The following is a 22,723-nucleotide window of genomic DNA, read 5'->3' on the forward strand; positions in this document are numbered from 1 at the left end:
TTTTACTTTTTACTTTACGCTTGTTACTTGTTTATTTTCAATCTCTTTGCTATTTCTTCTACAACGGGAACGCTCACGGCGTTGCCCAACATTTTATATCGTTGCGTTTTGGCTATCTCCTTGATTTTGCCATCATAGTTTCCGTATTTCGTCCAATCATCAGGGAAACCTTGCAATCGTTCACATTCAATCTCTGTAAGTCTGCGAATGCCCGAAACAAAATTGTTTTCTTGAAACGCATTACTCGATATTGTTGGGCAAACCTCCAAATCATTGCCTTTGTTCTTTCCTCGTGGGAGTTGTTTAACAAATACATCTGTATTGCCTCCACCTCCTGTGGCTTGGGTTAGGGTATTGCAAAAGCTTCTTTCATTTCTGTTTATTACCTTGCCTTTGCTATCCCTTGTGTAAGATAATATCACAGGCTGACCGCTCCCGTCTTGCCTTGCTCGTGCTGGAATAGTGGGGCAAACCTCTGATTTCACTTCTCGAAAGCCTTTGCCGTCGTTATGGGTTCGGAATGTGCCTACTTTGATTGTGGTCATATCCGAATGCAACCCACCCGAATTTCCACCACCAGTTAAACAACCCGCTATCTTGGGAACTTCGATAAAAGTGTCATCGGCTTTCATCACTCCGCTGGCTTTGAGTGTTGTACTATATTGGGCTTGTATTTTCCTTCCTTTTCTTTGCGGTCTAAATACTTCGTCATTTTCTCCGATAGGAAATATTGGCTCGAAACTTCTTCCGTTGGCTGCAAGATGTCCGACAAGGTATATCCGCTCTCTATTTTGGGGCAAAAACCAGCGAGTATTAAGCAATTGCCATTCAAGTCGATAACCCCCAATGTTGGCAAACGCTTGGAGAATTGCCCAAAAGTCTGCACCAGCATTTGAGGAGAAAGTTCCCTTAACATTTTCCCAGACAAATACACTTGGTCGGATGTCAGCAATGAGCCTAATTGCTTCTGTGATAAGGCTACTTTTTTGCCCTTCAAGTCCTTGTCGTTTTCCTGCCAAGCTGAAATCTTGGCAAGGCGACCCGAAAGTGATAAGGTCAATTCCTGTAAAATTTCCATTGGGAATATCTGTAACTGAACCGATGTGTTTTGCATTTGGAAAATTGTATTTGTAGTTGGCGATTGCGTGTTTGTCTATCTCTGAAAAATAATGCTCTGTAAATTCATATCCTGCTTGTTCAAAGCCTTTGGCAAAGCCTCCAATTCCGCTGAATAATTCTATGATTTTCATCTTTGTAACGCCGTTATTTGCATTTGATAGTTTCCTAAATCAGCTTGTCTTGCCTTGTTTAAAATATCCATCAGTATAGGCATGTCATTTGCAGGAGTAGTTGTAAAAAAATCAAACGCATAATCGTAAGCCTTTGAAATTGTGTTGTAAATATCTAACATTGGGACTTCGCCCTCTTTGAGGTTAGGTAACTCTTGCTTGTCTGCTTTGGCAAAACCTACATAAATTTCGTTACTTATTTTTTCGCACTCTTGCAAGGCTCGATTTAAGTGAAATTTTAACTCTTTCTTGTACTGATTTGTGCCTTGCAGATTATCGATACACTCAATCATTATTGGAGCTAAAAACCCCATAACAGAGTAATAGGCTTCCTGTGGTAATTTCTGTTTTGTCGTCATTGATTTTGTTGCTTTTTATTTTGATATTCAGTTAGTTTGTCAGTTAAAGAAGTGTTTTGGTTAATCAGATTTTCATAGAAATATGCTAACGTAACTTCCTTTTTTACTGAAATCTCAACCCCCTCGTTTGTCGGGATATTTTTTAAGAAATTTTGATAAGTAGATTTGTATTTGTCAGGTTCGGATTCTGCTCTTTCTTTGAGAATTGGTTTTGCCCGTTCTCGTAACAGCTCCTTGTCTTGCTCTGTCAGTGACTTCACAAAATCGACCATCAGCCCACGTTTCCACAGTTCGTCATAAATCCACTTGTTCACTACGGGCAGTTTGCCATTTGCTTTAAAATCCTCGAACGATTGCAGGATACTTGTAAGTGTTAGGATTTCTTTTTCTTCCTCAGTAAGCTCCTGTTTTTTTTCAGGCAAAGGGTCGATGTTGTTTGCTCGTCTTTTTTCAGCTTTCCATTCGGTATATTTTCCTAAAATTTCGGCTACATACTCCGTTGAAAAAAACTGATAATGCTCTGATTTTGTTGGGTATGCAAGTTGCCTTTCGAGTTTAAACGCATATGCAATTTCTTCCAACGAAAGTCCTCCGAATTTGCCAAAAATCAAGTCTTTCAAGTCATTTTTTGCAACATCATGAACTCCGTCTTTGATACCCGCCAAAACAGCGGATTGTGCTAAAATAAGTGCCAATGTTTCAATGGTTTGCGTATTTCTTTGCTCCCTTAAAGCCGTTTGTGAAAAAGTGTTTTTGACGAACGAAATTTCGTTAGTCTGCCCAGCCTGTAAGACTTCTTGCAACCTCACTTGCGGGAGTTCTGCCAAACTTTGGCTCTGTGTTATTGTTAATTGCTCGTTGTTCATTGCTATTTGTTACTTGGTTTTTGTAATTTGTTCCTTGCTCATTATGAAGCCACGAAGCCTCAAATCCTTTCCATTGTTTCTGCACTATGAGGGCTAATACCTCGTTGGGACTTCTTCCTGATTTTTCAACCTCTCGGAGGAAGTTTTTAAACGCCAATTCCGAATTGACCGCCTTTTTTGCCTTGCGGATTTTGAGCCACTCGGTGGATAGTTCAGGGTCAAAACCTGCGTCTATCATCGCTTGACTGAAATTGAAAACCTTTTTTGCCGCAACTTTTTTGGAAAGCTCTTTTTCGGTTTTTAGGTCAGTTTCTAAACTTTCTTTTTCTGAATTTTCCAAAATTTCGCCCTCGTCAGATGTATATGTTTTTTGTTTCTTTTTTTCTAAAAAAGAAATATTATTTACTTTACTTTCCTTTGTTGAATTTTCACCCAACAAAAAGGGCGTTTTGTTGCTTTCTTTTTCAACGGTCGTTGAAGCGGTCGTTGAACGGTCGTTCGCCTTTCTGTTTTCAGCTGATTTTTTACCTGCTTCACTGCGTTGTTTTCGTAGATTATCTAATGGCTTCATTCTTCGTAATAGACTTTCGGAGTAGAACCGCTTACCGTCTTCGGTAAATTGAAATAGACCAAAATTTTCTACCACTGCTTTAATTTTATCAGAGCCTACACGCAAATCAAAGGCTATAACATTATAATCTTTGATGAGAGTGTACTCTCCACTTTCTAAGAGCTTTTCGATAATCATAAAATAAATTCCATATCCCTCAGCACCCATATTCACCCGTACGGAGAGAAGTTTCTCATCGTTACGAGCATTTCCGTCGTGACTGAAATAGAAATTATTTTTACTCATATTTATTTTTTATTGTTTTTACCTCCCCCTCCTATGAGGAACTCTTCGGGGCGTCCCCAAAATACCAACGTCAGCCATAGAGCGAGGGAGGTGGGTTATTTTAAATATCTGTATTGGTCTAAAATCTCGCCTGTACCAAAGTTGGCTGTCAAGCCCCAATGACCACCGCTATATTCCACACGAGGATATTGCGTATATTCATCGTACCATTTATTATAACTTTCAGCTTCCATTATGCGGTCATATAAATAATAATCAGCGGGATACATTTCTTCGCAAAAATCTCTTCCTTTTTGTTTTATCTCTTCAAATTCTGCTTCTGACAACTCGGGGTCGCAAACGCCGTAATAGTCCTCCAATAAATCTACAATGTCTTCGTGGTTAAAATCTTCACTTTCAACATCGGTTTTGCTATCGATACGAACGTACCAACAAAAGGGACGTTGGTCTATTGTTCCGAAATAGATAATTTGCTGTCCGTCTCCGATGATTTTAGGACACACCACAGGAGTAAAGGTGTATTGGTTGCCCCAAAATGAAACCGTTCGCTCCTGCGTTATCATTTCGATAAATTCATCTATGGTTTTTCCGTTGATTTTCATATCTTTTGGAGTTTACTTCAATAACTCGGGGTTTTTGTGAATGTTTCCGATGATTTCGATGTCTTCTTCTTTGCAGCAATCTAAATCAGCTAAAAAATACTCTCCTGTTTTTGTTTTAAAAACAAAAGCATAATCATCAAAAACTATTTTCCCTTTCTCTTTTATATCATGTCCCCAGTAACTGTATAAGTCAAAGACAATCACATCCCCCTCGTAAATCTCTTTCCCGTTTTTGTCGTGCAAACCTGTGAATTGCATTAGCTCATCATTGTCATTGTAGTGATGAAAAAACGATTGTACGCATTCTAAATCAAGCTCTCCCTGATAGTACATTCTTTGGGACTTGCTGTCCCACGCTCTGAATTTTATTTCTCGTTCCATCGTTATTTTTTTTCAACTGTTAAACTCTCTATCCACAGCACGGCTTCACTATGACTTTTAAACCGCTTTCTATAGCGTTTGCCATTAATTACCTTTTCGGCTCTCCAACAATTGTGATACCTGGTGTATCGCAAGTTTTTATCCTGCCCTTTGCTTGAATTGTCCCAATAAATTCCCATTTCTAATCGAAGTTTAAAGTTAATTGCTGTTGGCTCTTGATTTTTGACACTTGACAACTTGGTTCTTGACGCTTGATTTTTGGTTTCTCTCCAAAATGGATTGAATTTTCAATATTTTTTATTTCAATCATCGGAACACCATAAATCCTGTGCCTCTTGATTTGATATACTTTCCAACCCTCAAAGGTTAGCGGGTTGCCCCACACAATTTCACCATCTAATCCGTTAAGTGCTAAATTCACAACGGACATTTTTACGCACAAATGGTCAATATCACTTCCACAGAAGAATAAATTAGGGTTTATTTTTGCAACTGAAAGCAAGAACCTACCACTTCCGCAACATGGGTCGCAAACTGTCTGCCCGTCTTGCAAGGTTGCTGAGTTGTTTATTTGAGCCATTAAATCAGATACGCATTGAGGAGTAAAATATTGGTCATTTCGCCCCTTGCCATCGTTGGAGGAGGACACCTTCGCCATAAATAAATCTCCTAACGCATCATAATAATTAGGTTCTCCTGTTGCCTCATCGGTGGTTGCCTCTCCTAAAAGTTTTATCGCCTGACAAAACAAATCTATGTTTTCACTTGAAAAGTCTTTAAACAACTTGTCTTTGTAGGTTATTTTATCCTGAATTTCGATAGGGAAATTTTCGTTTGTCTCGTCCGAAATTGCGGTACAGAAAATGATAAAATCAAGCATTCTTTCAAAGACCATTCGGCTATCAAGGTTGTACGTTGTCAGCCTATCAAATACTTTTTCTAATTCTTTCTCTTTTGCGTTCATTGCTCTTTTGATTTAGGATTTAGGTTTAGTTCCGTACGCTAACTAAATACTAAATCAGTTTGCTACAAGTCGGGAATCGAACCCGATACAGCCCTGATGCTCTTGTATCCGTTATAAAACTCAACTAACTATATTTCTCTCATTTTCAAGGTACTTCACCCAAAAGGAACGTTCTATAATAGCTTCCACATTGAGCTTTTTAGCCGATAGTAATTTCATCGTAAATTGCTCCTCCGTTCCGTACTGCTGATAAAAGGCTTCACATAATGCCTTTGCTTCTTCGGCATCGGACGCTTTGACAATGAACTCTTTTTTGTGAGAAACTTGGTCATCTTCAAGTTCAATGGTTATTTCAACATCAATTTTGTAATGAAAGGCTTCCTTGTCGTTAGGTTCTGCTTTGGAAAATGAAACCAAATCAACGTAAGGCAAGGATTTAACACTCACAATGTGAAACACTCCATCATAATTTTGCTCGATGTAGTCAATTGCAATATCCTGTGCCTGAGTTACGGACTTCGCCCCTAAATAGAAGTTTTTGTTTTTGTTCATCGTTTCGGCAGTAACTACCCAAAGTGAGCCTGTTCCATTGGCAAACGTTCCCATTCGTTGTATGTTGGAAACCTCCACTTCTTGAATGTCGCCACTTTGCAGGAAAAAGTTAATTTCTGAAAGTTCATCACTTCCTAAGAGAGTGCCTTTATCCATAATGAGTTCTTTGCGTTCGATATTAACGGCTTCGCCTGTGTCCTCATCGACAAATTCTTCCTGCCAAGTGCGGAGCAGTCTTTTGGCTAAAAACTTTCCTCTCATCTGCGAAATATCCGATGTCGTGATGGTTTCTTCTTCAAATCGTGGAGTTAGATTTTTTCTTTCTGTGTTCATTTTAATATCCTGTTTTTGCTATTCGTAATTCTTCTTTTGCCATTGAAATAAGTGTTCGCAAGGCTTCGATTTGATGATAGCACGTGCGGTTAATGCGTTCGAGCCAATCTACTACGTATTGTTCCTCTTCAGCGATGGACTTCACAAGTGCATTTTGTGCCGTTGCCGATAAGCAATTCTCTTTGGCCATTTTGATGATGGTTTCGCCAATTTGCGAGGTTACTTTATTGTTGTACAACCTTTTGGCATCTGCCAACATCTGGCCACTTCGAGCCATATATACCGACAAGACTTTAATACGTTCGGTGTATTCATCGGGGTTGTCCGATGTATGAATTTCCAAATACGATTGGATTTCTTGGGCTTCTTGTTTTAATTTTTCAATCATTTTTGTTTTTCATTGCAATTATGTAGTTAAACATTCCCAATAGTAAATTATATGTAGCTCTATCATAATCTTTTTCTACGAGGTAATAAGTCGAAAGGCACATACATAGAGCGAATGTTATAAAAGCGATTATTGAAACGTATTTTCTCATTTTAAATTAGGTTTAAATGGTTTTTAAATTGAGAAGTAGGCAGGATTCGAACTCACGCCTCCCCCGTCGGGGTGTTCTTGCCAATAAACTACTTGCTTTGTTTTGTAAGGCGTATGCGATACGCCTCTACATTGGCGATTTTTTGTTACATTAAAAAGGCAAATCTGAAAAATCTTCTTGCTGATTTACAGGTGCTTGTCCGTTGTTGTCAAACATCTGCGTTTGTTGTGGCTGTTGGGGGTTTTGATAGACAGGTGGCTGTTGTGGCTGTTGTTGCGGAGCTTGGTAACTTGGAGCTTGTCCACTTGGATTTTGATACCCTTGATTAGCCACATTGGTAACCTGCACCACTTCTATTTTCCACGCATCAAGCGTGTTGAAATATTTGATTTCTCCTTGTGGGCTTATCCATTCACGACCTCGCAAATTGAAATGTACATTTACCTTTTGCCCCAATTGTAGGTTATCAAGCAAAGCACATTTGTCTTGCGTAAATTGAATAATGATGTGTTGAGGATACATTTCCTCCGTTGTGATAACCAAATCCCGTTTCTGAAAGCCATTTTGACCTAAAACTTCCGTTTGTCCTATAAATTTTACTCTTCCTTGTATGTCCATTTGTTTTGATTTTAATATTCTTCGGGGTCAGTTGGAAATCCTTTTACCCAATTTGGTTTGTAAATTGTTCTTTGACGTTCATCAAAGAAATTGTAACTTTCATTCCATCGATTATCTTTAGCACATTGGCTGATTTTATGAACTAAATATTTAAACTTCCTTATTCCGTAGACTATTAGTGAATAATCTATCTTGATAAGGCTGTAATTCATCGACTTATCGTAAGCAATGATGTAGCATTCAGGAATGCCGTCATACCCCTCTGCCATTGTGTACATCGCCAATTGCAGATAATAATCCATACTGATAATATCTCTTTCAAATCGGTCAGGATTAGCGTCTTTGGTATATTTCAAATCAATTATCAACCCCTCCGCCGAACAATCTTTGAAACCTACGAATTTCCACCCTCCGAACTCCCACTCTACCTTTTGTTGAAAATCAGTACAAGTGTTTATCATTGTACTTATAAGTTCCGATTTCATCAGATTATCAGTAATCGCCCGTGCTTGGTCGTAAGTTTCTTGCGAAATACATTTCTTTCCTGATAAACGGGCTTCGATGTAAGGTTTTAGATTTTCATACAATTCCATTGCTTTTCCCTTAGCGTAATGCTTGGCAAAAGCAGTTTCTATGTCCACCCCTTTGATAATCTCTTCACAAAACCCTACTTGTTTTTCCGTTGTTGGTGTTGTGGATAGGATTACAAACTCTTTGTTGAATTTTTGAGGTTCTGTTATTAGCAAATCACAAAGACTTCCAAATAACATACTTTCAGTCGGCTCAGCTTTCTCTTCAAGTTTGTAACGCACGAAGTTTAAAGGCGATTCTGCAAACTTTTTCAAAGAGGAGTACGATAGTACTACCTCTTTTTTTTGCATTTTTACGATGAAATCAAAAAACCTTTTTTGCTCATCGGTATATTGTTCTTCCATTTCTTGCGGATTGTCCATTTCTTGGGCTACCGCTTCATTATATTCAAAGGCTAAATCTTTACTCATAGATTGGCTCGATTTGTGGGGTTAATTCTGCTTTTCTTCGTTCTTTTATAGCAATAAAATCGCTGTCAGTCTGCAAGTTTCGGTATCTACTCCAAACTACTTTCAAATCATCAATCGTTTGCACAATTTCCATTTCATTGATAGCTATTTGCTTTTCCGAAACACCGCTGTTACACCATTCTGCTATGGCTTTGCCCGTTTCTTCAGTAATCAAAAAAGGCGGTTTGCCCTCAAAAAGATTAGTTCGGTCTTTGCTTGGAGAAGCTAAATGTGTATCTCTGTCAATTTCCAACGAAACGGTAAGTTCGTATTCCCAACCATCCCGCTGTTGGTCTTTCATACCTACTTTTTTTACCTTTTTGTCTTCGGTCATTGCGGTTTCGGTCTTTGACCTCGTGCAGGTTATCACGTGAACAGGTGCTTGCAGAACCTTGTTTACAAATCGGTCGTGGCGGGGTGTGGTCTCGCTCCAAGCACTCCACGTGTTACCTTTGAAACGTGTTTTCGCTAACACTTCATTGTCTTGTAACAATGTAGTCCATTCGTGCGTGGTGCTGTCGATGATAATGCACTCCATACCTGCATTAACGCATATATCTATTGCTTGTTCGTATTTTTCAGGCTGAAATGGTGGAGTGAGTTCTATAGTATTGAAGTCTCCTAAGTGTGAATAAAGTGAAGCTGAGCCATTTTCAGTATCAATTACTGCGACTTTTTCCCAAGCTCCCACAAGCCCCTTTGCCATTAGTAGAGCTGAGTAGGTTTTACCTGCACCACTTGGAGCTGACAAGTTCAATTTCAATTTCACTTGCTTTCTCGTTGCTTTTTTTAGTTGTAAGTTCATTGTCTTTTTTTTTAGTTAATTATACCATGTTAGGTCATTCTTCTCTTTTGTATACTTATGGTTGAATAACGGGGCTTTTGCTTCTGCCTCTATCTCTTTCAACCATTCTTCCTTAGCCTCATAGTAAACGTTATCGTAAAAGTCTCTGAAAAAACGTGCTATCTCTTTTTTCTGAGCCTCTGAAAGTTCGATTTCTTCGGGAATAACCTCAGAATAAAACCCGTATTTAATCTTCGAAAGGTCTATCATATCTTCATCTTCAATGATGTATTTTTCTTCGTAAAAAGCGTCAAACACGAAAAAAGGCGTTTTAACCTCTGTGCTTACATTACCCGTAAACACATCGAAATCAAATTTTATATTCTCTCTAATGAGTTGAAAAAAGTTGTCGGGAAGTACCATAACATTCTGATTTTAAGGGTTAAATAAAGTAAGGTTCATTCGTGTAAATCGGAGTGTCATTCAAACTCCTACGATATGCATATGTCAGAGGCATTGTAGCCCTGCGTAACATCGCTACTATTCGTTCTTCATTATCGTGACTTAACGCCTCGTTGAAGTTTTGTTTTTCGTCAAAGTTGCACTCTACTGAGAATTTGGAAGTTTCTAAGGTTTTTTCTACTTTTGCAGTCATAATTATTAGTATTAAATTTTACTTGAAAGTCTATCGTTGGGAAGCGGTAGGCTTTTTTTGTTTATAGGCTTCATCTTGGGCTAAAAAATTGTTTATATACCCTGAAATATCAACTTGTTTTCTCTTTTTTGAAGGCTTACCCGCTTCCACACGGGTAAGTTCCTCGTTTGTGTGAATGATTTCGTCTGTAATATTCCTTATCAGACCTTGAAGACTTAACTTAAAAACCTCCAATCGTTGGAGCTTACTTTTAAGTCTTCGTTTTTCTTTGTCTTTATTCATGTTTTTAAAGTTTAAAGGATAAAGGGCAAAGTCGTAATTCGTAATTTGTTGTAATTCGTAATTAATTATCCTCTTCTTTCTCAAAAATTTCTTCTTCCGTTAAGCCTGTATGTTCCTTTATGAGATTAACCACAGGTAACATCGTTAAATAAGGGCTATTCTTCTTTATAAGAAGATACGCAGCTTGTGTATCCGACCCACGCAGGTCGGCAAGTTTCTTACGAAACTCTATATCAAACTGTAACTTTTCTTTAATTTTTTTTTGAAGTCTCAACATCTTTATATATATTTGCTATGTGATTTATTTACGTTGCAAAGATACAGAGTATACTCTATAAAAACAAATTTTTAACGATTATTTTCGTTAAAATAAATCTATTTATAACCATTCTAAATAACAAAGCTATGGAAACGTCTGTTAAAGAAAGAGTTAAGGATTTTTTAGCACACTTAAAGATAGGTCAAAATAAATTTGAAGAGAAAGTTGGTTTCTCAAATGGGTATATCAACAATGTTAAATCACTTGGCTCAGATAAGTTGAATATGATAGCAACAGAGTATCCTCAATTAAATTTAGAATGGCTTATTACGGGTCGTGGTCGAATGATAAAATCAGATATAGAAAACCAAGAGCCTAATGTTATCATTCATCACGGAGAGCGAAAAACTCGTGATGCTGTGTTAGACATTCAAGAGTTACCTCTTTACGATTTAGAAGCTACTGCGGGTTTGGTAGAGCTTTTTAAAAGTGGTAAGGCAGCGAACGTTTTAGACACTATAAAAATACCCCGTCTGCCTCATTGTGACGGAGCAATATCCGTAACGGGGGATAGTATGTATCCTTTGTTAAAGTCAGGCGATATTATAATGTACAAGGAAGTTCCAGTAAATAGCCAAAGCATATTTTTCGGGGAAATGTATCTGCTCGGAGTAATGATTGACGAGTTTGAGGAAATGATAACCGTAAAATATGTTCAGAAATCGGACAAAGGCGAAGAATATGTAAAACTTGCAAGTTTAAACCAATATCATAGCCCAAAAGATGTGCCTATTAAAAACATCACGGCTATGGCAATTGTAAAAGCAAGTATAAGATTTAACACAATGTCGTAACAAGAAATAAAATGAACAAACTCTTTTTAGACGACCGCAATATTCTGATAATCATTTTAGTCAATGCCGTTCTTATATTTCTTGGAGGGTTTGATTTAAGCAGAGGCTGGGCAAAGTTTGTTGATTATGCAGATAATATTGTGACAATTCTGTTCGTTATAGAATTGTATATCAAATTAAAAAGTTACGGAATAAAGAGTTTTTTCTCATCATATTGGAATATTTTTGATTTTGTACTTGTAGCACTATCAATTCCTTCCTTTGTCTTATCGTTCTTTGATGTAAAAAGTACTGCACTCAGTTTTATTTTGGTTTTTAGGGTAATGCGAGTGTTTAAGTCTTTTCGTTTTTTACGTTTTATTCCAGGTATAAGCCGAATTATAGCAGGAATTAAACGAGCAGTTAAGGCTTCAATAATTGTCTTATTAGCGTTTATTGTGTACGTTTTCATTGTTGGAATAGTGTCTTTTAATTTATTTCAAAACAAGTCTCCTGAGCATTTTGGCAACCCTCTGAAAGCAATGTATTCTACATTTAAAACGTTCACGGTGGAGGGTTGGTATGAAATCCCTGAAGCCATAATTGCAGGTGAAGGCACCACAAGTTCATTTTGGGTGTTACTCTATTTTGTAGCCATTTTACTATCGGGAGGTATTTTAGGGCTTTCATTGGTAAACTCAATATTCGTAGATGCAATGGTTAGTGATAATAACGATGATATAAGCAAAAAAATAGATAATTTAGAAATAAAATTAAACCAACTAATTAAAAGTAGAAATGATGGAACTTGATTTAAAAACCAAATTAGAGCAACTTTACAACAGAGTAGAGAGCTTAAAAGAGCAAATAAATACCGAAGAGGCTACTAAAAACGCTTTTATAATGCCGTTTTTGCAGATATTAGGTTACGATATATTTAATCCTACGGAAGTTGTACCTGAATATATTGCTGATATTGGCACAAAAAAAGGCGAAAAAGTAGATTATGTAATTAAAAAAGATGGTGAGCCTATTGTTATTATTGAGTGTAAACATTGGAGGGAGAATGCGGACGCTCATAACTCGCAGTTACACCGCTATTTTCACGTAACCAATGCCCGTTTTGGAGTAATGACAAACGGAATTATTTACAACTTCTTTACCGACTTGGAGAAACCCAATATAATGGACGACAAAGCGTTTTTAAGCATTGATTTATCAAATCTTAAAGAAAATTCAGTAAAAGAGTTGTCGAAGTTTGCAAAAGCTACTTTTAGTGTTGACAATATACTTGAATCTGCCGAAGCATTAAAATACATCAGAGCTTTGCGTTATGAGTTCGACAAGGAAGTGAAAGAACCTACAGACGAATTTGTTAGAATGTTGGTAAAGCGTGTTTTTGATAAGCCTTTAAATGCTAATCGCTTGGAGTTGTTTAAAGAATATTTCAAAAAAGCGGTCTCTTCATATATGAATGAAACCATAAATTCTCGATTGAAAACGGCTCTTAATATGAATGAGGCAAAACAAACCGAAGAAGAAAATAAAGAGGAAATTCAGGAAGAAGTTGATGAGAATAAAGTTGTCACTACCGTTGAAGAATTAGAGGGCTATCAAATTGTAAAAGCAATTTTACGTGAAAAAATCACATCAGACCGCATTGCCTATCGGGACACACAAAGCTACTTCGGAATACTGCTTGATGACAATAACAGAAAGCCCATTTGTCGTCTATTTTTAAATGGAGGGAAAAAATATATTGAATTGTTTGATAAAGGTAAAGATAGTTCCGAAAAGGTACTTATTGAATGTTTAGATGAAATTTACAATCATAAAGAAAGATTATTAAACACCATTGATATTTACTGATATGAAACTAAAAAAAATAATTTTAATACTTACCGTAGCTCTAATGACTCTTTCCTGTAAAAAAGACGATGATGGTTTAGTACATTTTCCTTTTGGCTCATTCAAGGAGGTTAAAGAGGCTACCCTACCTGATTGGTTAGTGGGTAAGTGGCAAAGTGTGAATTACGCTCATGTTACCGAAGAATTTAAGAAAAATATCAAAAGAGATAAGTTTTTATATATTTCAATTTCTGAGGATAGAGTTATAATGGTGGATATTGGACTCTACAATCCAAGTGATAGTAATGATAGTTTCATATACAGAGAAGCAATTAAAATAGCTCCCAATACCATAAAATACAGAGTGGGTTTAGTAAGAAAAAACAGCAAAGAATGCGGTTGCAATGATTTTCACACATACAAAAAAGTACAATAACACGCTGTTTTACAACATAATACAAAAATACTTGTCGGCAAGGTAAAACGTTAAAAAAAATAGTTTTATGTAAGATTTTGCGTTTTATAACTTACTAAAAAACAATTGTTTACAAAATTGAAAATATAAAAAGTTAAGATTTCGGCTCTGAGGGTTGGGGGTTCGAATCCCTCCGCGGTCACAAGAAACATATTTTTAACTCAATAAATTGGTAGTTACTAGTTTATTGATTTTTTTTGTAAGGAATATGTAGGATTTTTAATAGTAAAATATACAAAATTAATTTTTTATCATTGATATCATATTTATTACTGACGCAATGCATACTGATTATAGTCATTAAACCTTATTTTATTCATATCAAGCATTGAAAAAAGCACCTTTTGAATTTCTTTTTCTTCAAATGGAAGAAGTAAAAGTAAGTCATTAAGATTTCGGCTCCCTTGGTGGAGTACTTTTATTATTTGCTCCTCAACTTGCTTATAATCAATTGATTTTTGATTATTCTGTGTTTTGCAAACTGAACAAATCCCACAAGTGGCAGTATCTTTTTCTCCAAAATAACGCAACAACTGTACGCTTTTACATTCACTGTTATTTATAATATACTCAAAAACAGACTTTTGTAAATTTATTTTTGTTTGGTTGTATTCCTTTATATTTTTTGCAACGAAAGCAATGGTTCGATTATCTTCACGAGGCATATTGAAAGTGATTTCTATATCACTTGTATCATCTTGGTAAGTAATGATACCATCTTCTTGTAGGACAGATAATTGCTGTCTAATATTCTCTGTATCCTTATGAATTTTGTTTGCAATTTTTTCTATTCTGACGGAAATTGCCTGTGTGTGAATCCCTGGATAATTACGCAATAGATAAAACACTATATCCTTAAACATCTGTTTATGTTGTAAATATTGAATAATCTCATAATTCGATGCGACAAAAAATATAGTTGCTTTTTTTTGAAAATTTTGACTAAGAGAAATGACAGAAAGTCGGTCTAAAAGTTGCAGACCATTGTAAGTTTTTTGTATTTGTAAATTGTATTTTTTACAAAAATCAGCCAGCTGAAAACTCCGAGTAATCCCTACTCCTTCTCCATAAGCTATTAAGAAATAAGAATTTAGCTTCGCATATAGCAACTTAAGATCTTCAGAGGTTACTAAATTAGAAATAAATTGTTTTTTGGTAGTTTCTATATCCAAATCATTAAACAATAAAAGAGCAAGTGATTTTTGACCATCTCGACCCGCTCTCCCTGCTTCTTGAAAGTAGTCTTCCAGCGTAGGGGGAATTTCCCAGTGTATAACAGTCCGCACGTCAGGTTTATCAATCCCCATACCGAAAGCATTGGTAGCTACCATCACCTGAACATCATCCATTAACCACATACTCAGTTTTTTATTTTTCTCTTCGGAAGATAATCCTCCATGAAAAAAAGTAGCTGAAATACCAATATCTTGCAAATATTCAGCCATTCGGACAGTTCCATTACGACTGCGAATATAAACAATTGAAGTACCCGTATTTTTTTTCAAAACACGTTCCAATTGTAACCATTTATTGTCTGTTTTATGGGTAATATAGGCAATATTCGGACGTTTCAATGAAGTAGCTATAATTTCTGCCTTTGGGATACCTAATTGCTGTAAAATATCCTGTTGTACATTTGGAGTCGCCGATGCGGTCAAAGCTAAAATTGGCACTTGGGAAAAATTCTCTTTCAGCCATTTACACTCCAAGTAGGCAGGACGAAAATCTTTCCCCCAATGCGATACACAATGAGCTTCATCAATAGCTATTAAATTAATTTTCATTAACTTAATAAAATAACGAACCATTTCTTGCTGCAATCGTTCGGGAGACAAATACAGAAATTTATAATCTCCCAAAACAGCATTGTTCAGTAATCGTTCTAAATCATCCTGAACCATACTTCCCGCTAAGGAAATTGCTCTAATACCTCGATTTTTAAGGTTCTCAACTTGGTCTGAAATTAACGCAATAAGGGGAGATACTACCAGACAAATACCCTCATTAACCAATGCGGGGACCTGAAAGGTGATTGATTTTCCACCTCCTGTAGGCATCAGCGCCAACACATCATTCCCTTGCAGAACGGACTCAATAATAGCATCTTGCGGATGACGAAATGAATCATATCCCCAATGTTTTTTTAGTATGTGAAAAACCGATGCATCCATTAGTTGTAGGAACTAAAAAGGAAGTATATTATCTTATTTCATTTTTTCAATAATCAGCGAAGCTAACTCCAAACTGATTCTATCTTGTGCCTCTTGGGTTGCAGCTCCAATATGGGGAGTTAAAGAAATATCAGGATGCATCAAAATTTGGATAGATGGAGTTGGTTCATTCTCAAATACATCCAAACCTGCAAAACTCACTTTTCCTGATTCCAATGCGTTAAACAAAGCAACTTCACTGATAACACCTCCTCGTGCTAAATTTAAAATAGCAACACCTTCTTTCATCATCTCAATTTCCTTTTCATCGATGATATATTCCTTCTGAGCTGGTGTATGTACCGTAATAAAGTCCGAGTTTTTCAATACTTCTTCTTTGCTTACCATATCAATTTGGAAAGAAACCGACGTACCGTCGAAGAAGGAAAGTTCAATATTAGTATTCTTAACAAATAAATCACAAGCTAAAACTCGCATTCCCAGAGCAATCCCCATTTTTGCCACTGCTTTACCGATGCGACCAAAACCTATAATTCCTAAGGTTTTACCTCTCAATTCAGAGCCTTTCGCATAGTTCTTTTTCAGTTGATTGAACTGAGTATCACCATCTAAAGGCATGTTTCTGTTGGCATCATGTAAAAACCGTATTCCTGAAAGTAGGTGAGCAAATACCAACTCCGCCACCGCATTTGAAGAGGCTTCAGGTGTGTTTATGACGTGAATATTACGTTTTTCTGCTTCTTCTACGTCAATGTTGTCCATCCCTACACCACCTCGCCCAATGAGTTTCAATGACGGACACGCTTCAATTAATTCTTTACGTACCTCAGTGGATGAACGCACCAAAAGTATCGGAATCTGATGCTCATTAATATAGTTGACAAGCTGATTCTGAGCTACTTTTATTGTAAGTACCTCAAAACCATGAGCCTCTAATTGACGTTTTCCTAACTCGGAAATACCATCATTTGCAAGTATTTTCATTCGTTTTAAGTATATCTTAATTTCCCGACAAAGATACAAAAAACCTTGATTTTATACTCCTATCTCAACATTTTATAACAAAAAAAACTTTGATAAAGCACTTTACACCTTATCAAAGTTTTTATATCAGAAGTTGAAAATCCTACCAGAACACTACGTACAAAGTAGCCGTAATCAATAAAATAGCATATGCTGCTGTATTAAACGTTGCATTAGTTGCAAAGGTTTCCTGCGTAAGAGGAATACCTTTCTCGTCATCGTCACCTTTTCCTGTTACTAATGACACTCCCATAATCACTACAATAGTGACTAATAAGGTGTAAAGCATTTGATCCATAAAAGGTAATTCCACACCAGGCAAAAACTTAAGCCCCAAAGCTACTGGAATTGAAAGCAAAACACCAACTACAGCTCCTGTCGGATTGGTTTTTTTCCAAAATAATCCCATTAAAAATACTGCCAAAATTCCTGGGCTTACCAAACCTGTCCACTCTTGAATGTATTGGAACATCTGTGGCAAAGCTCCCAAAAATTGAGCAAAATAAGTCGCTACAGCTAAAGCCACTAATACAGTAATACGCCCCACTGTAACTAATTTAGAATCTGACGCTTTTGGATTAATAAACGGTTTATAAATATCCATTGTAAAGATTGTTGAAGTAGAGTTCAGCATGGAAGCTAATGAAGAAACAATCGCAGCAGATAGGGCGGCAATCACCAATCCTTTCAATCCTGCTGGGACAAACTGGTTAATCAGCCAAGGGTAAGAACGATCAAAATCGATACTACCATCTGCTTTAGTAAATGCCTCTTTTACTCCTTCAATAGCTACCGTTCCTGCAGGTTCGTAGTACATCACGTAAGCGATAATTCCAGGTATTACAACAATCAAAGGCACTATCAATTTCAAAAATCCTGCAAAAGCAATCCCTTTTTGAGCTTCAGCTAATGATTTTGCAGCCAAAGCACGTTGAATAATATACTGATTGAATCCCCAATAGTACAAGTTTGCTACCCAAAGTCCACCAATAAGTACAGCAATGCCCGGTAAATTATTAAATTGAGGATTATCCTTATCAAGAATCATCTTAAACTTATCTCCTGCTACGTCATAGATATGCTGTAATCCATGGAGAGCTCCTCCTTGTGGAGTTACATTGTCCAACGCTATATAGGTTGTAATTAACCCTCCAACAACAAGCAATACCACCTGAATCACATCCGTCCAAGCAACCGCTGAAAGTCCTCCCCAAACAGAATAAGCCGCTGAAAACAAAGCTAATCCAATCATAAACAACATCAGATTTTCACCCGTAGCACCACCCAAAACAGTATCTAATGCTTTAGCTCCTAAAAACAAAACTGATGTTAGGTTTACGAAAACAAACAAAGCTATCCAGAAAACAGCCAAAATGGTCTTCAAAGAAGTGTTGAACCGTTTTTCAATGAATTGAGGAATGGTATAAAGACCTTGTTTAATGAAAACAGGCAAGAAAAATTTACCAACGATTATAAGAGTAATAGCGGCCATCCATTCGTAGGAAGCTATGGCAAGTCCAATAGCAAAGCCGGAACCTGACATCCCGATAAATTGTTCCGCAGAAATGTTTGCTGCAATTAGCGATGAACCTATTGCCCACCACGGTAAAGTTTTTCCAGCCAAAAAATAATCTTCGGCAGTTTTTTGAGTGTCTTTCTTGCCTCTGGAAACAAAAAGACCCACCGACAAAATGACAACCGCGTATATCACAAATACGACGATGTCCAGCGTTGTAAATGAATTCATATTGTTTTATTTTTTATAAAATCGGTTAGTTTATTTTTGAATAAATTAAGATTTTTGAGGTGCTAAGATACGAAATAAAACATTACGAATACGTTTTTTTAAGATATTTTTTTGATTACAAAAAGCGATTATGCCAACTTTCTTCCATAGGAATTTCCCAATCGGTTTCATATTCAGATTTTGTATTTACTAAATTATTGAAAACGATTGTTTTAGCAGATACAGCCTTTTCTTTTACCATTTTTTTGAAATCGGCTAATTTTTTATAAGCTATATGTTCTCCTTGACGATAACTTACGTTCATCCGATCGAATAAATCTACTTGATAATTCCTTTCCAATTCTTGAATAAAACGTGCTAAATCATCCAACGAACAGCCTGAAACAGGGTGAATTTCTTGATTTACACCTATAACAATGAAACGGTTGTAACGAATTTCAAACGAGGTAGTTAGTCCAATTCCGTGAGCTGACCACTGATCTAAATAGACCTTTATTTTTTGTTCTAAATCTACTAATTCCTCTGGAGTGAAACTACGGTTACTTTGGTATATCCAAATCCGAGAGGTTTCTGGCAATTCGTTAAAAGGTATGTACATTATTGTTTATTATTTTGTGATTATTTTTAAAAATCAAATTTTGTGAGACTACCTCACTTTGTAAATCTATTGTAAATACATAGATCTGCAAACTGAGGTAGGCTAATGAAACGAATTTTATGAATTCATTCCTAAAAATATAACAACGAAATTGAACTACAACAACGATTTAATTTCGTTTACGATTTGTAGCTCTTCATTGGTTGGAATGACCAATATTTTTACTTTACTACTATCTTTCTGTATTTCAACAGTTTGTTTGGGTCTATTTCGAGTTTTGTTTTTCTCTTCGTCTATTTCAATACCCAAAAACTCTAAATTTTGACATACTAACAAACGAATTAAATCGTCATTTTCGCCCAAACCTGCTGTGAAAGTAATACTGTCAAGTCCATTGAGGACTGCGGCATAAGCACCTATAAATTTCTTGATACGATAGGCGTATAATTCGTAGCACAAAACGGCATTAGGGTCGTTTGCGAAATATTTATCGGATACGTCACGAGCGTCTGAACTTCCCGTAAGTCCCAACATCCCGCTTTTTTTATTCAAGACGGTATTGATTTCATCAGTAGTCATTTGCAGTTGATTCGCTAAATAAAAAATGACTCCTGCATCAATTGTTCCACAACGGGTTCCCATCACTAATCCATCAAGTGGCGTAAGTCCCATCGTAGTATCCATACATCGACCTTCCTCATTTACTGCTGCCATACTGGAACCATTACCCAAGTGAATCGTTATATTCTTTATATTGTTATTTTTCAAATAATTACGAGCTTGAGAGTCTACATATTTATGACTTGTCCCATGGAAGCCATACACACGAACTCCATGTTTCTCATAGTACTCATTTGGAATGGCATAACGGAACGCCTTAGCAGGTAGTGTTTGATGAAAAGCAGTATCGAAAATAGCAACATGTTGTGCTTTTTTAAACATTTTCTCAGCACTGCGAATACCTTCCAAACATGCTGGGTTATGAAGAGGTGAAAGGGGAATTAATTTCTCTATTTGCTGCTTCACTTCTTCGGTTACAATGGTTGGCTGTACAAATTTTTCACCTCCATGTACCACACGATGCCCAATCACTTGAATAGCATCCGCATCAGAAATAACACCAATTTCGGCATCTGAAAGCACATCTGTTACCTGTTTCATTGCCTCCTCATGGTTGCGAATTGGCACTTGTTTCTTAGTTTCGTATTCTTTCCCGTCTTTAAATGCTACATATTTTATTAAACTGCCTTCGATCCCAATACGGTCAACAAGTCCTTTGGCAATTGAATCACCTGTTTCTGAATTTATCAGTTGATATTTTAACGATGAACTTCCTGAGTTAATTATTAATATTTCCATTTTTGTATATTGATAAAATTATTCTTCCATAACGGATTGAATAGCTGTAATTAGCACTGTGTTGTAAATATCTGGAATCGTAGCTCCACGACTTAAATCATTTACGGGCTTTTTCAATCCTTGCAACATCGGGCCAATAGCTAAAGCTCCTGTTTCGCGTTGCACCGCTTTGTAAGTATTGTTTCCTGTATTCAAATCTGGGAAAATCAACACATTTGCCTGACCTGCTACCTTTGAATTTGGCATTTTACTTTTTCCAACCTTTGGATCAACAGCTGCATCGTACTGAATAGGGCCTTCGACCAAAAGGTCTGGACATTGGGATTTGACGATTTCTGTAGCAGTACGAACCTTATCCACATCGGCACCTGTACCTGAACTTCCTGAAGAATAGGACAACAACGCTACTCTCGGTTCAATACCAAAGGCCTTAGCCGATTCTGCTGAGGAAATTGCTATCTCTGCCAATTGCTCTGCGGTTGGATTAGGAACAATTGCACAATCTCCATAAACTAAAACTCTGTCATTCAACAACATAAAAAACACAGATGAAACTGTATTGACATTAGGTTTGGTTTTCACGAACTGCAATGACGGACGAATAGTGTGTGCCGTAGTGTTCACCGCTCCTGAAACCATTCCGTCAGCATCTCCCACAAAAACCATCATCGTTCCGAAGTAGGATACGTCCAGCATCAAATCTCTGGCCTGTGAAAGCTCCAACCCTTTTGACTTTCGAATGTCGTAAAGTTTCTGCACATATTCCTCGTACTTAGGGCTTTCAACGGGGTTTACGATAAAAATACGCCGTTCATCCCATTTTAAACCTAATTCATTAACACGTGACATGATTTTTTCAGCATCACCCAAAACAGTCAGATACACCAATTCATCAACTGCTAATTGAGAAGCTGCTGTTAGAATTCTATCGTCTGTTCCTTCAGGTAAAACAATATGTCTCTGTGCTTTACGTGCTTTCTGAACCATATTGTATTGGAACATACGTGGTGTAATAGCATCCGATTTGAATGATGAAATACGAGCATTCAAACTACTCACATCAGCATATTTTTCAAATAATTGAATTGATAATTTTATTTTCTCTGCACTTTCAGGATATATCTTAGATTTGATATTTCCAATACGAGTAGCCGTTTCAAAAGTACCTGATTTTGAAAGCATTATTGGAATAATCTTTTGTGTTCCATCCAAAATTTTGATTATTGAACGCTCAGGAACAATGCCTCCAGAAAGTACCAAACCAGCAATGCGAGGGTAGTTGGACGATATGTGAGCTGTTAAACTACCAACAATCAAATCCGATCTATCGGCTGGGATTACCGCCAAACAACTTTCTGAAACGTGATTCAAGAAATTATGCAATTGCATTGCTCCGATGATTGTTTTTTTAGTAATCATGTTGACATCGTCCCCTTTGTAAAGGAATTTAGCTCCCAACTCATCAGCAATTTCTTTCAACGTAGGACGACTCAAATCTTCCTCTCGTGGAATAAACGTAAAATGAATGTCTTTAAATTCCTTTTCGAGTCTTTGTTTCACGCTGTCATTATAATTCTTAACTTTGTTAACAAACACTCCCAAAATTTGTACCTCTTGTTCCAAAAGGGTGTTTACCTCAATTTGAATTTGATTTACAAGTTCATCCTCTGACAAAAAGCTGTCTTTTAAAACTACCAATGCAGGAATATTTAAGTTTTGAGCCAACGAAGCATTAAACTTAATATCGAAAACATTACTGTCTTCTAATAAATCTGTCCCCTCAACTAACACAAAATCAAACTTATTTTCCAATGCTTTGTAACGCTTGATGATCGTATCGTACACCTCTCCGATTTTTCCTTTATTTTGGAGATTTGTCACCTCGCTACGTGTATAGACATAAGCATCTTCATAGTCCATATCTAACTGAAAATGAGAAAGTACAGTTGTAATATGATTATCTTTTTGAGTTTTGCTCTCCAAAATAGGTTTAAAGTATCCCACTTTGGCCGTATTTCGCATAATCATCTGCATCACTCCTAAGGTTACCAACGATTTACCACTGTAGGCATCAGAAGTGATGATATAAACCGATTTGTTCATAAATTGTTATTTTGTTGTTTGGAATTATTTTTTGTCTTTTGGGTATAAATCTAACCATTCATCATGAATATGTCCCAATCCTTGAAGGTGATGAACATACTGCTGAAAAAGTTATGCAAAGGTACGGATTTTCATGGAAAGAACAATACTTAAATTTTCGATATTTTTCCGTTCTCTTTTCATTTTA

Annotated in this window: 26 protein-coding genes; 4 read left to right on the forward strand and 22 right to left on the reverse strand. The window is 36.6% G+C overall.

Translation table 11 applies throughout. The features are described from left to right. Window positions 1-23: 23 nt before the first annotated feature. The 16 genes from ACF3OB_RS01220 to ACF3OB_RS01295 form a co-directional block, all read right to left on the reverse strand. Entirely contained in the window at window positions 24-1,250 is a 1,227-nt protein-coding gene (locus ACF3OB_RS01220; protein ID WP_392448008.1) for a DNA cytosine methyltransferase, read from the reverse strand. Beyond that, on the reverse strand, window positions 1,247-1,648 hold the full coding sequence (locus ACF3OB_RS01225; RefSeq protein WP_392448010.1) for a hypothetical protein: 402 nt from the start codon (window positions 1,646-1,648) through the stop codon (window positions 1,247-1,249). Before ACF3OB_RS01225 ends, ACF3OB_RS01220 begins: the two co-directional genes overlap by 4 nt. Then, entirely contained in the window at window positions 1,645-2,475 is an 831-nt protein-coding gene (locus tag ACF3OB_RS01230) for a hypothetical protein (protein WP_392448011.1), read from the reverse strand. The genes ACF3OB_RS01225 and ACF3OB_RS01230 overlap by 4 nt, the downstream gene beginning before the upstream one ends. After that, a complete protein-coding gene (locus ACF3OB_RS01235; protein WP_392448013.1) occupies window positions 2,420-3,370 on the reverse strand; it encodes a Lin1244/Lin1753 domain-containing protein in 951 nt (316 codons plus the stop codon). The genes ACF3OB_RS01230 and ACF3OB_RS01235 overlap by 56 nt, the downstream gene beginning before the upstream one ends. A gap of 95 nt (window positions 3,371-3,465) precedes the next feature. Beyond that, on the reverse strand, window positions 3,466-3,972 hold the full coding sequence (locus ACF3OB_RS01240) for a hypothetical protein (RefSeq protein WP_392448015.1): 507 nt from the start codon (window positions 3,970-3,972) through the stop codon (window positions 3,466-3,468). Window positions 3,973-3,984: 12 nt separating this feature from the next. Then, a complete protein-coding gene (locus ACF3OB_RS01245; protein ID WP_392448017.1) occupies window positions 3,985-4,353 on the reverse strand; it encodes a YopX family protein in 369 nt (122 codons plus the stop codon). A gap of 181 nt (window positions 4,354-4,534) precedes the next feature. Then, entirely contained in the window at window positions 4,535-5,317 is a 783-nt protein-coding gene (locus ACF3OB_RS01250; RefSeq protein WP_392448019.1) for an N-6 DNA methylase, read from the reverse strand. A 120-nt stretch (window positions 5,318-5,437) separates the two neighbouring features. After that, the gene (locus ACF3OB_RS01255; RefSeq protein WP_392448021.1) at window positions 5,438-6,202 is read right to left on the reverse strand and encodes a hypothetical protein; all 765 of its coding nucleotides are present in this window, start codon (window positions 6,200-6,202) and stop codon (window positions 5,438-5,440) included. Window position 6,203: 1 nt separating this feature from the next. Then, the gene (locus tag ACF3OB_RS01260) at window positions 6,204-6,590 is read right to left on the reverse strand and encodes a hypothetical protein (RefSeq protein ID WP_255318342.1); all 387 of its coding nucleotides are present in this window, start codon (window positions 6,588-6,590) and stop codon (window positions 6,204-6,206) included. A gap of 301 nt (window positions 6,591-6,891) precedes the next feature. Beyond that, window positions 6,892-7,359 (reverse strand): DUF3127 domain-containing protein, encoded by a 468-nt coding sequence (locus tag ACF3OB_RS01265; protein ID WP_392448024.1) that lies wholly within the window; start codon window positions 7,357-7,359, stop codon window positions 6,892-6,894. An 11-nt stretch (window positions 7,360-7,370) separates the two neighbouring features. Next, window positions 7,371-8,360 carry a PD-(D/E)XK nuclease-like domain-containing protein gene (locus ACF3OB_RS01270; protein WP_392448026.1) on the reverse strand — a complete coding sequence of 330 codons (990 nt, stop codon included), beginning with the start codon at window positions 8,358-8,360 and terminating at the stop codon, window positions 7,371-7,373. Next, the gene (locus ACF3OB_RS01275) at window positions 8,353-9,204 is read right to left on the reverse strand and encodes an AAA family ATPase (protein WP_392448028.1); all 852 of its coding nucleotides are present in this window, start codon (window positions 9,202-9,204) and stop codon (window positions 8,353-8,355) included. Before ACF3OB_RS01275 ends, ACF3OB_RS01270 begins: the two co-directional genes overlap by 8 nt. Window positions 9,205-9,219: 15 nt before the next feature. After that, a complete protein-coding gene (locus ACF3OB_RS01280) occupies window positions 9,220-9,606 on the reverse strand; it encodes a hypothetical protein (RefSeq protein ID WP_392448030.1) in 387 nt (128 codons plus the stop codon). Window positions 9,607-9,625: 19 nt separating this feature from the next. Next, window positions 9,626-9,838 carry a hypothetical protein gene (locus ACF3OB_RS01285; protein WP_392448031.1) on the reverse strand — a complete coding sequence of 71 codons (213 nt, stop codon included), beginning with the start codon at window positions 9,836-9,838 and terminating at the stop codon, window positions 9,626-9,628. A gap of 30 nt (window positions 9,839-9,868) precedes the next feature. Next, window positions 9,869-10,120, reverse strand: coding sequence for a hypothetical protein (locus tag ACF3OB_RS01290; protein WP_392448034.1), 252 nt, complete (start codon window positions 10,118-10,120; stop codon window positions 9,869-9,871). Between the two features lie 61 nt (window positions 10,121-10,181). Further along, window positions 10,182-10,397 carry a hypothetical protein gene (locus ACF3OB_RS01295; RefSeq protein ID WP_172918089.1) on the reverse strand — a complete coding sequence of 72 codons (216 nt, stop codon included), beginning with the start codon at window positions 10,395-10,397 and terminating at the stop codon, window positions 10,182-10,184. Between the two features lie 128 nt (window positions 10,398-10,525). Here ACF3OB_RS01295 and ACF3OB_RS01300 point away from each other — a divergent pair, with 128 nt between their 5' ends. Genes ACF3OB_RS01300 through ACF3OB_RS01315 form a run of 4 tightly spaced genes read left to right on the forward strand, consistent with a single transcriptional unit; the run spans window position 10,526 to window position 13,496 of the window. Next, window positions 10,526-11,233 (forward strand): helix-turn-helix transcriptional regulator, encoded by a 708-nt coding sequence (locus ACF3OB_RS01300; protein WP_392448036.1) that lies wholly within the window; start codon window positions 10,526-10,528, stop codon window positions 11,231-11,233. Window positions 11,234-11,244: 11 nt separating this feature from the next. Then, on the forward strand, window positions 11,245-12,024 hold the full coding sequence (locus ACF3OB_RS01305; RefSeq protein ID WP_392448038.1) for an ion transporter: 780 nt from the start codon (window positions 11,245-11,247) through the stop codon (window positions 12,022-12,024). Continuing rightward, window positions 12,014-13,081, forward strand: coding sequence for a type I restriction endonuclease (locus ACF3OB_RS01310; RefSeq protein WP_392448736.1), 1,068 nt, complete (start codon window positions 12,014-12,016; stop codon window positions 13,079-13,081). The genes ACF3OB_RS01305 and ACF3OB_RS01310 overlap by 11 nt, the downstream gene beginning before the upstream one ends. 1 nt (window position 13,082) lies before the next feature. Continuing rightward, window positions 13,083-13,496, forward strand: a complete 414-nt coding sequence (locus ACF3OB_RS01315; RefSeq protein WP_392448040.1) for a hypothetical protein — start codon at window positions 13,083-13,085, stop codon at window positions 13,494-13,496. 308 nt (window positions 13,497-13,804) lie between these two features. On the opposite strand, the gene ACF3OB_RS01320 is transcribed toward ACF3OB_RS01315, so the two are convergent. The 6 genes from ACF3OB_RS01320 to pta all read right to left on the reverse strand — a co-directional run bounded on the left by ACF3OB_RS01320 (window position 13,805) and on the right by pta (window position 22,536). After that, entirely contained in the window at window positions 13,805-15,706 is a 1,902-nt protein-coding gene (locus tag ACF3OB_RS01320) for an ATP-dependent DNA helicase RecQ (protein ID WP_392448041.1), read from the reverse strand. A gap of 33 nt (window positions 15,707-15,739) precedes the next feature. Continuing rightward, window positions 15,740-16,690 carry a D-2-hydroxyacid dehydrogenase gene (locus ACF3OB_RS01325; protein WP_042009008.1) on the reverse strand — a complete coding sequence of 317 codons (951 nt, stop codon included), beginning with the start codon at window positions 16,688-16,690 and terminating at the stop codon, window positions 15,740-15,742. A gap of 142 nt (window positions 16,691-16,832) precedes the next feature. After that, on the reverse strand, window positions 16,833-18,476 hold the full coding sequence (locus ACF3OB_RS01330; protein ID WP_042009006.1) for a sodium/sugar symporter: 1,644 nt from the start codon (window positions 18,474-18,476) through the stop codon (window positions 16,833-16,835). A 115-nt stretch (window positions 18,477-18,591) separates the two neighbouring features. Next, window positions 18,592-19,074 carry a hypothetical protein gene (locus tag ACF3OB_RS01335; protein WP_042009004.1) on the reverse strand — a complete coding sequence of 161 codons (483 nt, stop codon included), beginning with the start codon at window positions 19,072-19,074 and terminating at the stop codon, window positions 18,592-18,594. Between the two features lie 156 nt (window positions 19,075-19,230). Beyond that, on the reverse strand, window positions 19,231-20,433 hold the full coding sequence (locus ACF3OB_RS01340; RefSeq protein ID WP_042009002.1) for an acetate/propionate family kinase: 1,203 nt from the start codon (window positions 20,431-20,433) through the stop codon (window positions 19,231-19,233). 18 nt (window positions 20,434-20,451) lie between these two features. Next, complete coding sequence (pta, locus tag ACF3OB_RS01345) at window positions 20,452-22,536, reverse strand: phosphate acetyltransferase (protein ID WP_042344339.1); 2,085 nt, start codon at window positions 22,534-22,536, stop codon at window positions 20,452-20,454. Between the last annotated feature and the right edge of the window lie 187 nt (window positions 22,537-22,723).

Source organism: Capnocytophaga canis (genome assembly GCF_043187445.1).
GTDB classification, from domain to species: domain Bacteria; phylum Bacteroidota; class Bacteroidia; order Flavobacteriales; family Flavobacteriaceae; genus Capnocytophaga; species Capnocytophaga canis.

Bases quoted from the DNA above. Each gene is read 5' to 3' on its own strand.
- ACF3OB_RS01220 (WP_392448008.1), bottom strand. From the start codon at position 1,250: ATGAAAATCATAGAATTATTCAGCGGAATTGGAGGCTTTGCCAAAGGC.
- ACF3OB_RS01225 (WP_392448010.1), bottom strand. From the start codon at position 1,648: ATGACGACAAAACAGAAATTACCACAGGAAGCCTATTACTCTGTTATG.
- ACF3OB_RS01235 (WP_392448013.1), bottom strand. From the start codon at position 3,370: ATGAGTAAAAATAATTTCTATTTCAGTCACGACGGAAATGCTCGTAAC.
- ACF3OB_RS01240 (WP_392448015.1), bottom strand. From the start codon at position 3,972: ATGAAAATCAACGGAAAAACCATAGATGAATTTATCGAAATGATAACG.
- ACF3OB_RS01245 (WP_392448017.1), bottom strand. From the start codon at position 4,353: ATGGAACGAGAAATAAAATTCAGAGCGTGGGACAGCAAGTCCCAAAGA.
- ACF3OB_RS01250 (WP_392448019.1), bottom strand. From the start codon at position 5,317: ATGAACGCAAAAGAGAAAGAATTAGAAAAAGTATTTGATAGGCTGACA.
- ACF3OB_RS01255 (WP_392448021.1), bottom strand. From the start codon at position 6,202: ATGAACACAGAAAGAAAAAATCTAACTCCACGATTTGAAGAAGAAACC.
- ACF3OB_RS01260 (WP_255318342.1), bottom strand. From the start codon at position 6,590: ATGATTGAAAAATTAAAACAAGAAGCCCAAGAAATCCAATCGTATTTG.
- ACF3OB_RS01265 (WP_392448024.1), bottom strand. From the start codon at position 7,359: ATGGACATACAAGGAAGAGTAAAATTTATAGGACAAACGGAAGTTTTA.
- ACF3OB_RS01270 (WP_392448026.1), bottom strand. From the start codon at position 8,360: ATGAGTAAAGATTTAGCCTTTGAATATAATGAAGCGGTAGCCCAAGAA.
- ACF3OB_RS01275 (WP_392448028.1), bottom strand. From the start codon at position 9,204: ATGAACTTACAACTAAAAAAAGCAACGAGAAAGCAAGTGAAATTGAAA.
- ACF3OB_RS01280 (WP_392448030.1), bottom strand. From the start codon at position 9,606: ATGGTACTTCCCGACAACTTTTTTCAACTCATTAGAGAGAATATAAAA.
- ACF3OB_RS01285 (WP_392448031.1), bottom strand. From the start codon at position 9,838: ATGACTGCAAAAGTAGAAAAAACCTTAGAAACTTCCAAATTCTCAGTA.
- ACF3OB_RS01290 (WP_392448034.1), bottom strand. From the start codon at position 10,120: ATGAATAAAGACAAAGAAAAACGAAGACTTAAAAGTAAGCTCCAACGA.
- ACF3OB_RS01295 (WP_172918089.1), bottom strand. From the start codon at position 10,397: ATGTTGAGACTTCAAAAAAAAATTAAAGAAAAGTTACAGTTTGATATA.
- ACF3OB_RS01300 (WP_392448036.1), top strand. From the start codon at position 10,526: ATGGAAACGTCTGTTAAAGAAAGAGTTAAGGATTTTTTAGCACACTTA.
- ACF3OB_RS01305 (WP_392448038.1), top strand. From the start codon at position 11,245: ATGAACAAACTCTTTTTAGACGACCGCAATATTCTGATAATCATTTTA.
- ACF3OB_RS01310 (WP_392448736.1), top strand. From the start codon at position 12,014: ATGGAACTTGATTTAAAAACCAAATTAGAGCAACTTTACAACAGAGTA.
- ACF3OB_RS01315 (WP_392448040.1), top strand. From the start codon at position 13,083: ATGAAACTAAAAAAAATAATTTTAATACTTACCGTAGCTCTAATGACT.
- ACF3OB_RS01320 (WP_392448041.1), bottom strand. From the start codon at position 15,706: ATGGATGCATCGGTTTTTCACATACTAAAAAAACATTGGGGATATGAT.
- ACF3OB_RS01325 (WP_042009008.1), bottom strand. From the start codon at position 16,690: ATGAAAATACTTGCAAATGATGGTATTTCCGAGTTAGGAAAACGTCAA.
- ACF3OB_RS01330 (WP_042009006.1), bottom strand. From the start codon at position 18,476: ATGAATTCATTTACAACGCTGGACATCGTCGTATTTGTGATATACGCG.
- ACF3OB_RS01335 (WP_042009004.1), bottom strand. From the start codon at position 19,074: ATGTACATACCTTTTAACGAATTGCCAGAAACCTCTCGGATTTGGATA.
- ACF3OB_RS01340 (WP_042009002.1), bottom strand. From the start codon at position 20,433: ATGGAAATATTAATAATTAACTCAGGAAGTTCATCGTTAAAATATCAA.
- pta (WP_042344339.1), bottom strand. From the start codon at position 22,536: ATGAACAAATCGGTTTATATCATCACTTCTGATGCCTACAGTGGTAAA.